The organism is Colwellia sp. MEBiC06753 (assembly GCF_053470325.1).
The window spans coordinates 244,582-259,794 of the sequence record NZ_JBQMTM010000001.1 but is presented as its reverse complement, the minus strand read 5'-3'; the positions used below and the strand labels follow the sequence as shown (position 1 = coordinate 259,794).

Here is a 15,213-nt window from a genome sequence, read left to right as displayed (position 1 = left end):
TTTAATCAGCGATTAATTCAATTACCGCTTTAGCTGCCTGCTTGCTCGCATCTTGTTTTAGCGCTAAATGAATATCAGTAAATGCTTGGTTAAGTGCAGATTGATCGTGATATAAGCGCTCTTTAAGTAGTGGCACTATATTTTCAACCGTAACTTCATCTTGCAATAATTCGGGCGCTAATTCTTTATCTGCCAATAAATTAGGTAAAGAAAAGTATTTCAGCTTCACTAAAAACTTACCCATTTGATAAGTCAGCCAATTAAAGCGATAAGTAATGACCATAGGTCTTTTAATCAGCGCAGCTTCCAAGGTCACTGTACCAGACGCAGTTAGCAAACAATCACTGGCCGCCATTACCTCTTGGGTTTTACCGATGAAGACTTGCACCGCTAAATCGGGGGCCACTTGTTGATGTATTTCGTGAAATTGCTGGGCGCGTTTTTCACTGATCATCGGCGCAACTAATGTTAGCTCAGGATCTTCTTCTGTTAATTTAACTGCAGAGGCTAAAAACACTTCAACTAATCGCGATAATTCACCGCCACGACTACCCGGCATTAATGCCAATACTTTACCCTGAGTTTTTATTTCTAGAGCGTCACGAGCGGCTTGTTTATCTGAAATTAACGGAATGTCATCAGCCAGCGGATGACCAACGAATTGACATGGGACTTGATATTTATCGTAAAACGCTTTTTCAAACGGCAGTAACGCCAACACTAAATTAGTGGCACGCTGAATTTTAAACACCCGCTTTTCACGCCACGCCCAAACCGACGGACTAACATATTGCACGGTTTTAATCCCTGCATTTTTCAAGCGCTCTTCAAGTGTTAAGTTAAAGTCAGGGGCATCGATACCAATAAAAACAGCCGGCTGATGCTTAGTAAAATACTCGGTTAAGTATTCTCGAACATAAAGTAAGCGCCTGATTCGACCAAGTACTTCAACTATGCCCATTACCGCTAGTTCATCCATCGCGAACAAACTATCAAACCCTTGAGCAATCATTTTAGGGCCGCCAATACCGACAAACTTAGCATCAGGGTATTGTTTTTTGATGGCGAGCATTAAGCCCTCGCCTAACGTATCACCCGAGTGTTCGCCAACAACAATGGCAAACACCGGTGCTTGATCTGTAAACTTTGACATATGTAGGCAGGCAGTTAGCGAATAATGCCGCGATTTGATGATTTAATAAAAGCCGAAAATTCAGCAACTTCATTAAATTCTTCAGCGAGTTTATCCACTTCAACTAACGCATCGTCAACCGATAAACCTTTACGGTAAACTTCTTTATAAGCGCGGCGAATCGCAAGAATTGATTCTTTAGAGAAGCCACGACGTTTTAAGCCTTCTGAATTTAAACCAAATGGTGATGCGCCGTGACCTGAGGCCATAACGTATGGAGGCACATCTTTTAATACCAAGGCATTGGCGGCAACAAAGCTATGAGCGCCAATTTTACAAAATTGGTGCACACCTGACATACCGCCTAGAATAGCCCAATCCCCCACATGAACATGGCCTGCGATAGAGGCATTGTTGGCTAAAATACAATGGCTACCAACAATACAATCATGCGCTACATGGGTATAAGCCATAAATAAATTATTGCTACCAATTTGCGTTAAGCTTTTATCTTGAATCGTGCCGCGATGAATGGTGCAACACTCTCTAAAGGTATTGTTATCACCAATAATTAACTCGGTAGGCTCACCGGCATATTTCAAATCTTGGCAATCTTCACCAATACTGGCGAATTGGTAAATAGTGTTACCTTTGCCAATTTTTGTTGGTCCTTTGATCACCGCATTAGAGCGGATATCACAATTGTCACCAATAACGACATCCTTGCCAATAAACGTCCAAGGTCCAATAGAAACGTTGTTACCTATTTGAGCACCTGGCTCAATAATCGCTTGTTCGTGTATCACTAAATTATAACTCTCGTCTTGCGCACATCAGGTCGGCACTGCACACTACTTTGCCATCAACTTTCACTTCACCGTAATATTTCCACATACCACGACGTGCTTTTAAAAATTCTACGTGTAAATGCATAGTATCGCCCGGTACAACCGGTTGCTTAAATCGTGCATTATCAATTGAAGCAAACAAAAACATTTCGCCGTCTTTGCGACCGCCGGCAGATTTAAAACCAAGCACACCAGTTGCCTGTGCTAAGCTTTCTAAAATCATCACGCCAGGAAAAATCGAATAGTCTGGAAAATGGCCAGTAAATACCGGCTCATTAAAAGTAACGTTTTTAATGCCGTGCAACCACTGATTTGGCTCGTAATCTTCTACCCTATCAATTAATAACATAGGGTAACGATGCGGAAGCAAGGTTTTGATCTCTTCGATGCCAATTGTATTTTTAATTCTTTCCACGTAAACGTTCCTTTTATTTCATCGAATCTTTTTCTAATTGACTGACTTTCTTGGCAAGCTGATCCAGCTTTCTGATACGTGCATTCATCTTATGCCAGTCTTTATTCGATTGTGCAGGAATACCTGATGAGTATACTCCTGGCTTAGTAATTTGCTTAGTTACCATGCTCATGCCGGTAATCAATACTTGATCGCAAATGTCGATATGACCATTAATCGCACTCATACCGCCGATCGTACAGTTCTTTCCAATGGTGGTGCTGCCCGCAACAACGGTACACCCTGCAATAGCGGTGTGTGCCCCGACTCGCACGTTATGGGCAATCTGCACTTGGTTATCAATAATACAGCCGTCTTCAACAACGGTATCTTCTAATGCGCCACGGTCGATTGTGGTACTGGCGCCAATTTCAACATTATCGCCAATAATCACTCGGCCTAATTGCGGAATTTTATGCCACTGCCCTTGATGCGGCGCATAACCAAAGCCATCTGCGCCAATAACGGTATTGGCTTGAATTAGGCAGTTTTCGCCAATAATGCATTGGTGATATACGCTAATATTAGCCCAAAGCTTGGTATTAGCCCCAATTTGGCTATTTTTACCAATAAAACAGCCCGCGCCAATCACGACGTTATCACCTAAGATAACACCTGATTCAATAACCGCATTAGCACCGATAGCAACATTGCTACCAAGTTGCGCGCTGGCATCAATCACTGCTGACGGGTGAATGTCAGTCGCAGGTGTTGGGGTAGTATCCATTAGTTTGGCAACTAACGCATAGCCAATATACGGATTATCCATGATCAAGGCATTAGTTTGGCAATTATCAGCCATGTCTGGCGCTAGGATCACCACGCCAGCTTGCGTGGTTTGCAATTGGCTTTGGTATTTAGAATTTGCCAAAAAGGCGATTTGATCATTTTTTGCAGTCGCTAAAGTAGCAAGACTGCTAACGGAGAAGTTGCCATCTCCCTTAACAGTCGCGCCAATTTGCTGTGCAATTTCAGTTAATGTATAACTCATTGCAATTTTCTTAGTTTAATTTGCTCACTTGCTCTACTACTTGATCAGTGATCGCAGCTTCAGGCTTTGAGAAAACAACCGCTTTTTGTTCAACAACCATATCTAGCTTTTCTTTCGCGGCAATGATATCGATTGCTTGACGAACTAACGCGATAATTTTAGATGTTTCTTCGTTTTGACGTTGCTGAGATTTTGCTTGAAATTCTTTACCTTTAACTTGGTACTCTTGGAATTTAGTCGCAATTTGCTGATCAAGATCGGCAATTTCTTTTTCTGTCATTAAAGAAGAGTCACGCTTTTTCTTTTCTTGAAAATATTTAATATCTTTCTCTAATTGCGTTAATAGTGCTTTTTCATCTTTAAATTCATTTTCTAACTGTTGCATAACCGCAGCAGTTTGAGGAATTTTTGCCATCACTTCTTGGAAATTCACGACAGCAATTTTTTGCGCCATTGCTGCACTTGCTAATAACATACTTGAAGCGGCAGTTGTTACTGCTAACGTCTTAATAAATTTTTTCAACTTCTTCTCCTAAAAATTAAAATCTTGTTATATGAAAATACGTTTAGAACGTTTTACCAATGTTGAAACTGAAGAAACTTGTATCATCCCCATCTTCTTTTTTCAATGCTTTGGCAAAGCTAAATATCATTGGTCCCATAGGCGATAACCACTGTACAGAAAGGCCCGCCGAACTACGGTAACGGCCAATATCTGAATAATCATCAAGTTTGATAAACTCATTTTCCGCTAAGTCACGATAACTATTAATATCAAATTCAGTATCCCAAACATTACCTACGTCAACAAATAAACTGCTGCGCACGCTATTTGAGTAACCTTCATCAAGGAATGGTGTTGGGAACACTAGTTCTACACCACCCAATACCATGGCGTTACCACCTACTGAGTTCTTAGAGATATCAATATAATCATGATCAGGGCCTAAACAACAACCACCTGAGTCACCCACAGGATCAGGGCTACCACCAATAGTTGTTGGGCGTCTAAAGATTGCGCGAGGACCTACTACGTTATTCTCAAAACCACGTAAGGTATCAGCTCCACCGGCTCTAAAGTTTTCCCAGAATGGCAGAATTTGATCATTGCCGTTAATGTCTGAGTAACCATTAGCATAGCCTGCTTCAAAACGGGTTAACACTGTCCAGCGCTGATCACGAGTGATCGGGAAGTACCATTTAGTATCTAAGTTAACTTTAAAGTAATTAACATCTGAGTTTGGCGTAGTCACCTTCGCAGACAAACTTTGCTGTGAACCCGCGGTTGGGAAAGTACCACGGTTTAATGTGACACGAGAAATACCCGTTGAGAAATCAAAGGTCTTAAACTCTAAACCAGCATCTGGATCATCCGGATCTGAGTATAAGTCATAGAACTTTTGAATTTGCTCATAGGTTTGTAAGCGCGTAATACCGTTACTTTTGTAGCCAAAACCAAAGTTAACTCGCACATATTCATTAATTGGGAAACCAAGGTTTAACCCTAAACCATAAGTTTTATTTTTATATTCAACTAAGTTGGCGTTACCAGCATCAAACTCGTTATAAAATAGCGAGCCCCCCAGTGAAATACCGTCAACGGTAAAATATGGGTCAGTATATGAAATACTTGCAGCCCGTGAATAACTTACGGTATTTAAGTTAAATGCTAATCGATTACCGGTTCCCAAGAAGTTATTTTGCTGAACACCGGCATTTAAACTTAATTTAGTTTGTGAGCCATAACCAACACCGGCGGTAAACGAGCCAGACGGCTGCTCTTTCACTTCAAAGTCAACATTCACTAAATCGTCTTCCCCTGGAATTTGATTAGTTTCAAATTCAACCGTTTCCATATAAGGCAAACGAGACAAGCGAGCTTTCGACGCTTCAACTAAGCTATTTGATAACCATGCACCTTCCATTTGGCGAAGTTCACGGCGCAGTACTCGATCTGCAGTTACATGGTTACCCTTAAAGTTAACGCGGTTAACATAAATGCGTTTACCTGGGTCAACCGAAATAGATAACTTAACGGTTTTATCGTCATCGTTAATATCAGGAATGGTCGTAACTTTCGGATAAGCATAACCAAATCGCCCTAAGAAGCGGCTGATGGTTTCTTCGGTATAAGTAACCTCGGCACCGTTATATAACTTGCCTTCTTGTAGCGGGTTGATTGCACGAATGGTTTGTTCAAACCCTGCCATATCGCCAATAAAGTCAACTTCACTAACGGTGTATTGTTCACCTTCGGTGACATTAAGCGCAATATAAACCGCTTCTTTATTAGGCGTCATCGACACTTGTGTTGAATCTACTTTGAATCGTAAATAACCACGATCTAAATAAAAGCTTTCAATGGTTTCCATATCGCCTTGTAGGGTTTGTTTTTGATAGCGATCTTGCGCCATAAAATCCCACCAAGGTGAATCAAAGGTCAGCTCGATATTTTCTAAAATTTCTTCATCAGTAAAAATTTCATTACCAACTAAGTTAATTTGTTCAATGGCTGCCGCGTCACCTTCTTCGAAAACAAACTTAAGGTTTACACGGTTGCGTGGCAAGTGAGTAACTTCTGCTTTAACATTAGCGTTGTATTTACCAACACTGTGATAGAAGTCTTCCAAGCCCATTTCAATACCAGAAATCACCGTACGATCTAAGGTTTCACCAACACGGATATTGCTGTCTTCTAAACTTTGCGTTAGCTGTTCATCTTTTAAATCGTCATTACCTTCAAAGGTAATTTCACTGATCGTTTCACGCTCTTTAACACGGTAAATAATACGATTGCCGTCACGGGAAACCTGAATATCATTAAAGTGACCAGACTTATACAGTGCTTTGATCGACTGGGAAACTCGATATTCATTTAACGAGTCACCAACGTTAAATGGGATATGGGTTAGCGCAGCACCGAGTGCCACACGTTGTAAGCCCTTAATTTGGATATCTTCAACTTGGAAATCACTTGAAGCTTGTACTGAAGTCCCTAGAGAGCCTAATAAAACGGCTAAGGCAATTTTTTTTATCATCATAAATGTAACTTGTTTACTTCTTTTTTATTAAAGTCGCGATATATCGTTAAATATGGCGATACTCATTAACGTGAGCAACGCAATTGCCCCGAAACGAAATCCCAACTCTTGTATTTTTTCTGGTACAGGCTTTCCTGTAAAAAGCTCTATAAGGTAATAAAGTAAGTGGCCACCATCAAGTACTGGTAGCGGTAAAAGGTTAATTATTCCTAAATTAATGCTAATTAACGCTAAAAAGCCTAAAAAATAGACAAAACCGTAACCTGCACTATTTCCCGCACCTTGTGCAATGGAAATTGGTCCACTTAAATTTTTAACCGACACATCACCAGTAATTAGCTTACCTATCATGTCGAAGCTTAAGACCACTAAATTCCAGGTACGTTCAATACTTTCTGTAAAACTGCCAAAAACACCATATGCTAAGGTAATTTGATGACCATCAGGCCATGTATCAAAACGAGGTGAAATACCTAAGTAACCTTGCTGTATGCCGTTAACTTCTCTCGCATCGGGAATTACAACCAAAGAGACAGGTTGGCCATTTCGCTCTATGGTGACAAGCACTTCTTGATTAGGGAAAGTTTTAATCATTGAGGCAAATTTAGACCAGTCATCATTGATCATCTCACCATTTAATGCCACCAATTTATCATTAACTTGCAAACCCGCTTTATCGGCAGCACTGTTAGGGCCTACTTGAGCAATTTCGGTATGAACTTTGGGTGAAAAAGGTACAATGCCTAAACTCGTTAATGATGATATCTTTTCAGGAGAAAACTGCCAATTTTGAGTGTTTAAGGTAAATTGTTTAGCGAACTGACTGTCAGGTAACTTTGCGCGAATTTCAATGGTGTCATGACCAATTTGACCGACTAACGCCAAATTAATATCTTGCCAGTCTTTAACGGATTGCCCTGCCACTTCGACAATTTCACCATTAACCGGTAATTGCGCTTGTTCAGCAATTGAGTTTGGTGTTACACCACCTATAACCGGTTTAACGCTAGGCACACCAATTAAAAACATTAAATAAAAGGCAACGATGGCAAACGCAAAATTAGCAAAGGGGCCTGCAGCAATAATAGCAATGCGTTGATAAACATTTTTTTGGTTGAACGCTAAATGCTTTTGATCTTCAGGCACTTCATCAACCCGCTCATCAAGCATTTTTACATAGCCGCCAAGCGGTATTAGCGCAATCACGTATTCAGTGCCTTGTTTATCGGTTTTACGCCAAATGGGCGTACCGAAGCCCACCGAAAAGCGCTCTACTTTAACGCCATTTTTACGTGCCACCCAAAAATGCCCGTATTCATGTACAGTAACTAATATTCCCAGAGCTACAACAAATGACGCTAAATTCCACAAAATATCGAACATTTAGTGCTTACCTCCTAATTCGGTTAGGTAGCTTAATGCAAAAGTACGCGCTTTGGAATCAAGCATTAATACATCATCAATGGTATGAATTTGCTCATGAGAAAAAGCATCAACACTGGCTTGATTTATTTGATATATATCGGTGAATTTAATTTGCTTTGTTAAAAATGCTTCAACCGCAATTTCATTAGCAGCATTAAGTGCAGTGCACGCTGCTTGCCCTAATGAGCAGGCATCAATCGCCAGTTTTAGGTTTGGATAACGTTGATAGTCAACGTTTTCAAATTCAAACGGCTTTACGTTGAAAAAATCTAATGGCTCAACACCGGCATCAATTCGCTCTGGGTAAGCAAGCGCATGAGCAATTGGCGTACGCATATCAGGGTTACCCATTTGCGCTATGACAGAGCCGTCTTTATATTGCACCATAGAATGAATGGTACTTTGTGGATGCAGCACCACAGTAATTTGCTCTGGCTCAACATTAAATAACCATTTCGCTTCGATAAACTCTAAGCCTTTATTCATCATAGTGGCCGAGTCTACTGAGATTTTTTTGCCCATATCCCAGTTAGGGTGCGCGCACGCTTGCTCGGGCGTTACATCGCTAAGCTCAGCAACCGGTTTGGTTCTAAATGGGCCACCAGAGCCTGTTAGCAATATGCGGCTAATACCACTTGCTTGTAATTGGCATTGTCCCGGTCGATGTTGTTCAAATTCAGGGAGACACTGAAAAATAGCATTGTGCTCGCTATCAATGGGTAATAACTGAGCACCCGACGATTTAACCGCATCAATAAAGATTTGACCCGAAGTGACTAACGCTTCTTTGTTTGCTAGCAATACGCGTTTACCGGCTTTAACCGCAGAAAGTGTAGGCATTAAACCTGATGAGCCGACAATTGCTGCCATGACGGTATCAATATCATCAGACGAAGCAATGTTACACAAAGCTTGCTGGCCAAAATCAACAGTAATATTGCTAATGTTTTGTGCCAACAATAGTGCTTTAAGTTCAATCGCCGCCGCTTCTGATGCCATGACTACATGTTTAGGCTTAAATTCCAAACACTGTTCCAACATAGCGTCGACCCGCGTATTGGCTGACATTGATACAACCGAAAATCGTTCAGGGTGACGCCTAACAATATCTAAGGTACTAACACCGATGGAGCCAGTTGAGCCAAGAATGCAAAGTTGGTGCTGTTGCACCTTACTAGTTGTCATCAGCTACCAGCCGATAATCACGTAACAAAGTGCATAAATTGGCGCGGTAGCCGTTAGACTATCGATACGATCAAGCACCCCGCCATGACCTGGTAAAATAGTGCCACTATCTTTTACCCCAGCCTGACGCTTAAACATACTTTCATTCAGATCGCCCAGCACAGAGATAGTGGTAATAATCACGGTAACAAATAAAACAACAGAGAACTGCTCAACATTCCAGCCAATAATTTTACCTGCGGTAATAATTAATACGCAGGCAAAAGCGATACCACCAAAGAAGCCTTCTAAGGTTTTTCCGGGGCTAACATTTGGCATTAATTTATGTTTACCAATGGATTTACCGACAAAGTAGGCACCGACATCCGCACTCCACACCATCATAAATAAAAACATAATCAATTGTGCGCCATGGTAAGGATCTGTTTGATATTCGCTAGAGCGAATGACCATAAACGCCAGCCAAGTTGGAATAAGTGTTAACCAGCCAAACACTCCACGTACAGAGCGGTGACTTGACCAGAATTTGCTAAAACGCGGGTAAACAAAGGTAAGAATTGCCGATAGCGCCCACCAGGCTACGGCTAACCATAAAATATATACGGCGTTGTCTTGAAGTTGGCCTTTTTCTAACCATAGCAACTCGGGCGGTAAAAATGTCCAAATACTACCGATAAGGCTGATAGTTGCAAACACGAAAAACAGGCGTCGCGATTTTTTCGCAAAGCCCATTAAAGGACCCCATTCCCAAGCGCCGATGGCCATTATAGCCAGTAAAAGTGCGCCAAAAAAAGGCAGCGGTAGATAGAAAATAGCAGCTATTGCTAGTGGTGCTAATATCACCGCAGTCAGTATTCTTTGCTTTAACAAGCGAATTTCCTTTTATTCTTGTTTTACTTGGTCACCCGTCTTACCAAATCGGCGTTCACGTTGTGTAAAAACATCGAGCGCCTTAGTAAATTCGCCTTCATTAAATTCAGGCCATAACGTATTGGTGAAGTAAAACTCCGTATAGGCTGACTGCCACAGTAAAAAATTACTAATGCGATGGTCGCCACCGGTACGGATCATTAAATCTAATTCTGGTAAATCGGCTAAACAAGTGTATTGATTTAACGTTTGCTCATTGATATCAGCTAACGAAATTTCATTATTGACTACTTGCTCAGCTAGCTGCTTAGCGGCATTGGCTATATCCCAACGCCCCCCATAATTAGCAGCAATTGATAACACCATGCTTTTGTTGTGTTTGGTTAACTCTTGCGCCGCTCTTATTTTTTCTTGTAGTTTGTCAGAGAAACGACTGGTATCACCAATCACCTGAAATCTTATATCATTTTTATGCAAGCGCTTCACTTCTCTATTTAGCACAAGCATAAACAATTCCATTAAAACGGATACTTCTTCTTCTGGTCGTAACCAATTTTCGCTGCTAAAAGCAAATAATGTCAGGGCTTCAACCCCTAACTTACGGGCAGTTGTAACTGTTGAACGAACAGACTCGACGCCTGATTTATGACCAAAAACACGCTTTTTTCCCTGCAGCTGTGCCCAGCGACCATTGCCGTCCATAATAATGGCGACATGTTTCGGAATATTGAGTTCCGATGTAGCTAGAGTAGAGGTATTTGACACGTAAATCTCACTATATAAAAACGCCGTAGTTAAGTTACTACGGCGCGTATTCCATTACTAGCAAATGCTAGATTTCCATTAATTCAGCTTCTTTATCAACCAGAATTTGGTCAACCTGTTTGACATACTTGTCAGTAATTTTTTGAATTTCGTCTTCTGCTTGGTGCATTTCATCATCGCTAATTTCTTTTTCTTTATTTAGCGATTTAAAATCAGAGTTGGCATCACGACGAATATTGCGAATAGCAATTTTACCGTTTTCACCTTCATTCTTAACCACTTTTACTAAGTCTTTACGACGCTCTTCTGTTAGCGGCGGTAAAGGGATACGAATTAACGTACCTTGTGAAGACGGGTTTAAACCTAAGTCTGATGCTAAAATTGCTTTTTCTACTGCACCAATCATAGATTTATCAAACACTGTGATTGCTAACGTACGTGCATCTGGTACTGAAATATTACCCACTTGGTTTAGTGGCGTTTCAGAGCCGTAATAATCAACAGAGATATTGTCCAATAATGAAGGATGCGCACGACCTGTTCTAATTTTATTTAAGTTAGTTTTTAATGAATCGATACTTTTACTCATACGAGTTTCTGCATCTTTTTTAATATCTTCAATCACTTGGATATTCCTTAATACTGAACAATTAAACTAAGTTTTCGGCGTGATCTATGGTTGTGCCTTCTTCAAGCCCCATAACGACGTTCTTTAACGCACCAGGCTTGTTCATATTAAACACACGAATAGGCATATTGTGATCACGCGCTAAGGTAAAGGCAGCTAAGTCCATTACCTTCAATTCTTTTTCAAGTACCTCATTATACGTAAGATGAGTAAATAAGGTAGCTTCTGGATTTTTTACTGGATCGGCAGAGTAAATACCATCTACTTTGGTTGCTTTTAATACCGCATCTGCTTCAATTTCAATACCACGTAAACACGCAGCTGAGTCGGTAGTGAAGAATGGGTTACCTGTACCTGCACTGAAAATAACTACGCGGCCAGATTTTAACATACCAATGGCATCTGCCCAGTTATAGGTATCACAAACGCCAGCTAAGTCGATTGCTGACATTAGACGAGCATTTACAAATGCACGGTGCAATGCATCACGCATCGCCAAGCCGTTCATCACCGTAGCCAACATGCCCATTTGGTCGCCGACCACTCGGTTCATACCAGCTTCAGCTAAGCCTGCGCCACGGAATAAATTACCGCCACCAATAACCAAGCCGACTTGAATGCCCATTTCAACCAGTTCTTTGATTTCTTGTGCCATTCGATCAAGGATTTTTGGATCGATGCCAAACCCTTCTTCGCCCATTAAGGCTTCACCACTAAGTTTTAAAAGAATACGACGATAACTAGGTTTTGGGTTGACGCTCATAGCTCAAGATTCCTGTAGAAAAATAATCCAGCCGAATTTGACCGCGGCTATTTTAATCGTTTTTCTTGAACATCGAAAGCTTAATATGAAAAAAGCAATTTAGTTGGTTATTTATTGATTGAATTAGACTAATTGCCCTAGCCGGAAGTTAAAACAGATCATTTAACATTACTAAAACTCAAACACTGAATAAACATAGCAGTTCAGTAACTTATTGAAATCTTTTATCTCACTAAAGCTGCAACTAAAAATCAATTTGAAGGTAAATACTATTATAGTTACTACCGCCTTTGATTCGGCCAAATTGTGAAGCGGACTCAAAAATCGCCGAGCGATGATGAATACTTAAGCCCAACCACACCTTTTGCAGTGGCATTAAATTAAATATATCGCCTAAATTAGTATCAATGGAAAGGTCTATATAATTGAGCATTTTACTGCCTTGGTAACCCTTTTCATCCATCTCAGTTTGTTCTATATAGCTAAGTTGGCTAATGTAAGAAAGCCCTTCGGCAACACCGATTCGCGTGCGTACAGGCCAGTCAAAGGTATAATACACTTTTATTGCAACCACACCTTCCTGTAGTGCCGGTTGCACATCGGACGACCAGTGACCAACAAAACCTGACGTTAGATAGACATCTAATGGTGCACCAAAAAGTTCATCGGTTAATGGATAGCCATAAAATATTGAACTTAGTTGGTTATTATATTCATCTTCTTCCCAGTCAAACGCCAATATTTCACCCAAGTTTGAAGGCGTCGCCCAGCCATGTGCTATACGGATATATTTAGGGCTCGATAAAGGAGCGCTGTAACGCTTTTTAGCATGATTAAAAAGACCAAAACCAAAATAAACTTCGCTTTGCCAGTCGTTATCAATGCTCGCTGAATGTCTGGCATTACTGTTTAAGTAGTTGGCATAAGCACCGCCAAGTAAATATAAATTATCAAACCAGTGATACCTTGCGGCAATGCCTATTTTGGTATCAACGCCAGCACCAATGCGCTCATCAGCAAGATTATAATAGTAGTTGTTGTAATCGGCTTCGCGCCAAGCAAACGATACCTTCGGTTGTAATAACCAATTACCAGGTTGGAATTTGCCTTCAACACTCATCACGCTATGGAAAAGCTCTTTCGGATCGCTCATCAACTCAACTTCAGTAAATAAGTTTTGATTAATTTGGTACCTAAACTGCAAACCAAAGTCGGTGGTATCACCGCCAATGCGATTTTGAAATGACGAAGGTATGTCGATAAAGTGATTGCGCAGTATTGCGTTCAGCTCAAAGTTTTCACTTTTTTTTAGATGCAGGCCGCCTTCTGTACCTCGAAGGAAAAAGCGCTGTCCTTGATAAAACATCATTGGAAAAAAGGTGGTTACGGTTGAGTCTTCAACGCCAAAATCAACCGAATATGGAATAGATGCATTTCGAATTAATGCGGCCAGCCCCCATTTAGGGTGCTCAAATTCAACGTCACTCGCTGGCTTAATATTAAAGGACTTATCTGATAAAGAGGTTTCTGATAAAGACGTGTCTGTTAACGAAGTGCCTGATAAAGAGCTGCGGTTGTCACTACTAATATCAAGCTCTTGAGTATTGCCAGCAAAACTCGCTAAAGCTAGCGCTACAACTATCCATGACTTCATTAGAACTCCCTGAAAAATTAATAACTTTAGTTTTATATTAGCAACTTATACTAAAGCGCCTGATTAAAAAACGATAAGAACAATATCTTTAAATAAAAGACCATTTTATTTAGTCTGAACCAATTCCGTTAATTCAACAAACAACTATATCAACACCGATACGATACGAAACCAATACCAATTCTAAACGAGCTAAGAAATAACATCCGTATATAAAGCTATTTATTTAATCGTGATCTTTAGCTGGCAGAAAACTAAATTAGTTCAGGTAGCTAAAAATACCTTTATTACATGCCCTCAACGCCGACAAGTCGAGCCGAACTGCACTCCTCTCTCATCGATTTCAAACTTTGATAGCTTTCGCCATAATAAAATTCATTGATGGCATCGATTGATGGAAATTCAAAAAGCACAATTCTGCGTGGCGTCCAATCCCCTTCATACACTTTATGTTCGCCGCCTCGCGCAAGATACTTGCCGCCTGCTGCTTCAATAGCAGGTTTAACTTGTGCCATATATTCTTGGTAGCGCTCAAGATCATAAATCTCGACATCAAATATTGCATAAGCAGCCATATGTTATCCTTTTTATAAAGTTCAATTTGTTATTGGCAAATAAAGCCATCGATTTACCATAAAAATTACTAATATATGCTTTCGTTCGAGACTTAATTTAATCATTCTTTTTTAATAAGTTAACAACAACTAGCAGCGCAGACAATCATTAGAAAACAAAAAGCGAGCTCCGTTGCCGGTAGCTCGCTGTGCTAAAAGTTTACTAATTAATTTTTACGAATTAAAAACTACTGTTAATTTTGATGCGCGCTAGCTTTTTCACCGTATTCTGTAAGTAAAGTATAAACTTGTTCATCGTTAAGCCAATATTCTCTGACCTTCTGATGAAAAGCATTAAGATCAATTGATAAATCTAGGTCAACATTAGCTTGAGTAATAAATTCCTTGAGCTCATCAGACAGAGCAAGCGGTATTTTCAATGCCAATGCTTTAGGCAACTGGTAAGTCAAGTAATAAGCGATTAATTCACCGTATTTCGAAGCAACATTAAGATACAACTGATGTCGATACAACTTACGTCCAAAGCTCAGGTAATCAAAATCAAGTTGTCGGCCAATTTCAACCCAGTAGAAAACGGTCTCTATTGTAATAACTGCGCCGTAATTTTCCATTAATTGCTTGATCACCTGTCGTTTGAACGTTCGTGAATTTAATCCATCTTTAGAGCTAGGCTTAGTTAATTGGCTTACAGGGCGCCAGTCGTTAATATTAACCAATATCTCGGTATTGCTTTCCATGTTAATTACTCACTTATTCAGTTAAGTTCACTTGATGTAAAAGCAATAAGTAAAAAGCACTGTTTAATTTTTTACTTGCTTTAGTGTTGGATTTAAAGTCCTAAATATAATTGAGTTAACAGATTAAAAATTCATCTGTTCAGAT

At 40.2% G+C, this 15,213-nt stretch carries 15 protein-coding genes; all 15 read right to left on the bottom strand.

Features of this window, described 5'->3' with window-relative positions; translation table 11 throughout:
• Window position 1: 1 nt before the first annotated feature.
• The gene (lpxB, locus tag ACOB82_RS01255) at window positions 2-1,153 is read right to left on the bottom strand and encodes a lipid-A-disaccharide synthase (RefSeq protein ID WP_448211087.1); all 1,152 of its coding nucleotides are present in this window, start codon (window positions 1,151-1,153) and stop codon (window positions 2-4) included.
• A gap of 14 nt (window positions 1,154-1,167) precedes the next feature.
• A complete protein-coding gene (gene lpxA, locus ACOB82_RS01250; protein WP_448211086.1) occupies window positions 1,168-1,938 on the bottom strand; it encodes an acyl-ACP--UDP-N-acetylglucosamine O-acyltransferase in 771 nt (256 codons plus the stop codon).
• 4 nt (window positions 1,939-1,942) lie between these two features.
• Window positions 1,943-2,395, bottom strand: a complete 453-nt coding sequence (gene fabZ, locus ACOB82_RS01245; protein ID WP_448211085.1) for a 3-hydroxyacyl-ACP dehydratase FabZ — start codon at window positions 2,393-2,395, stop codon at window positions 1,943-1,945.
• A gap of 13 nt (window positions 2,396-2,408) precedes the next feature.
• The gene (lpxD, locus tag ACOB82_RS01240) at window positions 2,409-3,431 is read right to left on the bottom strand and encodes a UDP-3-O-(3-hydroxymyristoyl)glucosamine N-acyltransferase (protein ID WP_448211241.1); all 1,023 of its coding nucleotides are present in this window, start codon (window positions 3,429-3,431) and stop codon (window positions 2,409-2,411) included.
• Window positions 3,432-3,435: 4 nt separating this feature from the next.
• A complete protein-coding gene (locus tag ACOB82_RS01235) occupies window positions 3,436-3,948 on the bottom strand; it encodes an OmpH family outer membrane protein (protein WP_448211084.1) in 513 nt (170 codons plus the stop codon).
• A gap of 43 nt (window positions 3,949-3,991) precedes the next feature.
• A complete protein-coding gene (gene bamA / locus ACOB82_RS01230) occupies window positions 3,992-6,466 on the bottom strand; it encodes an outer membrane protein assembly factor BamA (protein ID WP_448211083.1) in 2,475 nt (824 codons plus the stop codon).
• A 27-nt stretch (window positions 6,467-6,493) separates the two neighbouring features.
• Window positions 6,494-7,849, bottom strand: coding sequence for a sigma E protease regulator RseP (rseP, locus tag ACOB82_RS01225; RefSeq protein ID WP_448211082.1), 1,356 nt, complete (start codon window positions 7,847-7,849; stop codon window positions 6,494-6,496).
• A complete protein-coding gene (gene ispC, locus ACOB82_RS01220; protein WP_448211081.1) occupies window positions 7,850-9,076 on the bottom strand; it encodes a 1-deoxy-D-xylulose-5-phosphate reductoisomerase in 1,227 nt (408 codons plus the stop codon).
• A 3-nt stretch (window positions 9,077-9,079) separates the two neighbouring features.
• On the bottom strand, window positions 9,080-9,946 hold the full coding sequence (locus ACOB82_RS01215; protein WP_448211080.1) for a phosphatidate cytidylyltransferase: 867 nt from the start codon (window positions 9,944-9,946) through the stop codon (window positions 9,080-9,082).
• Window positions 9,947-9,958: 12 nt separating this feature from the next.
• Entirely contained in the window at window positions 9,959-10,648 is a 690-nt protein-coding gene (gene uppS / locus ACOB82_RS01210; RefSeq protein ID WP_448211240.1) for a polyprenyl diphosphate synthase, read from the bottom strand.
• 130 nt (window positions 10,649-10,778) lie between these two features.
• The gene (gene frr / locus ACOB82_RS01205) at window positions 10,779-11,300 is read right to left on the bottom strand and encodes a ribosome recycling factor (protein WP_448211239.1); all 522 of its coding nucleotides are present in this window, start codon (window positions 11,298-11,300) and stop codon (window positions 10,779-10,781) included.
• Window positions 11,301-11,361: 61 nt separating this feature from the next.
• Window positions 11,362-12,102: a UMP kinase gene (pyrH, locus tag ACOB82_RS01200; RefSeq protein WP_448211079.1), complete on the bottom strand. Its 741-nt coding sequence runs from the start codon at window positions 12,100-12,102 to the stop codon at window positions 11,362-11,364.
• A gap of 244 nt (window positions 12,103-12,346) precedes the next feature.
• Complete coding sequence (locus ACOB82_RS01195) at window positions 12,347-13,756, bottom strand: MipA/OmpV family protein (RefSeq protein ID WP_448211078.1); 1,410 nt, start codon at window positions 13,754-13,756, stop codon at window positions 12,347-12,349.
• Between the two features lie 287 nt (window positions 13,757-14,043).
• A complete protein-coding gene (locus ACOB82_RS01190; RefSeq protein WP_448211077.1) occupies window positions 14,044-14,331 on the bottom strand; it encodes a DUF1330 domain-containing protein in 288 nt (95 codons plus the stop codon).
• A 233-nt stretch (window positions 14,332-14,564) separates the two neighbouring features.
• Window positions 14,565-15,068 carry a hypothetical protein gene (locus tag ACOB82_RS01185; protein ID WP_448211076.1) on the bottom strand — a complete coding sequence of 168 codons (504 nt, stop codon included), beginning with the start codon at window positions 15,066-15,068 and terminating at the stop codon, window positions 14,565-14,567.
• Between the last annotated feature and the right edge of the window lie 145 nt (window positions 15,069-15,213).

What these genes read in the sequence shown, in the direction of transcription:
- lpxB (WP_448211087.1), bottom strand. Translation starts at nt 1,153, where the DNA reads ATGTCAAAGTTTACAGATCAAGCACCGGTGTTTGCCATTGTTGTTGGC.
- bamA (WP_448211083.1), bottom strand. Translation starts at nt 6,466, where the DNA reads ATGATGATAAAAAAAATTGCCTTAGCCGTTTTATTAGGCTCTCTAGGG.
- rseP (WP_448211082.1), bottom strand. Translation starts at nt 7,849, where the DNA reads ATGTTCGATATTTTGTGGAATTTAGCGTCATTTGTTGTAGCTCTGGGA.
- ispC (WP_448211081.1), bottom strand. Translation starts at nt 9,076, where the DNA reads ATGACAACTAGTAAGGTGCAACAGCACCAACTTTGCATTCTTGGCTCA.
- uppS (WP_448211240.1), bottom strand. Translation starts at nt 10,648, where the DNA reads ATGGACGGCAATGGTCGCTGGGCACAGCTGCAGGGAAAAAAGCGTGTT.
- frr (WP_448211239.1), bottom strand. Translation starts at nt 11,300, where the DNA reads ATGAGTAAAAGTATCGATTCATTAAAAACTAACTTAAATAAAATTAGA.
- pyrH (WP_448211079.1), bottom strand. Translation starts at nt 12,102, where the DNA reads ATGAGCGTCAACCCAAAACCTAGTTATCGTCGTATTCTTTTAAAACTT.
- ACOB82_RS01195 (WP_448211078.1), bottom strand. Translation starts at nt 13,756, where the DNA reads ATGAAGTCATGGATAGTTGTAGCGCTAGCTTTAGCGAGTTTTGCTGGC.
- ACOB82_RS01190 (WP_448211077.1), bottom strand. Translation starts at nt 14,331, where the DNA reads ATGGCTGCTTATGCAATATTTGATGTCGAGATTTATGATCTTGAGCGC.
- ACOB82_RS01185 (WP_448211076.1), bottom strand. Translation starts at nt 15,068, where the DNA reads ATGGAAAGCAATACCGAGATATTGGTTAATATTAACGACTGGCGCCCT.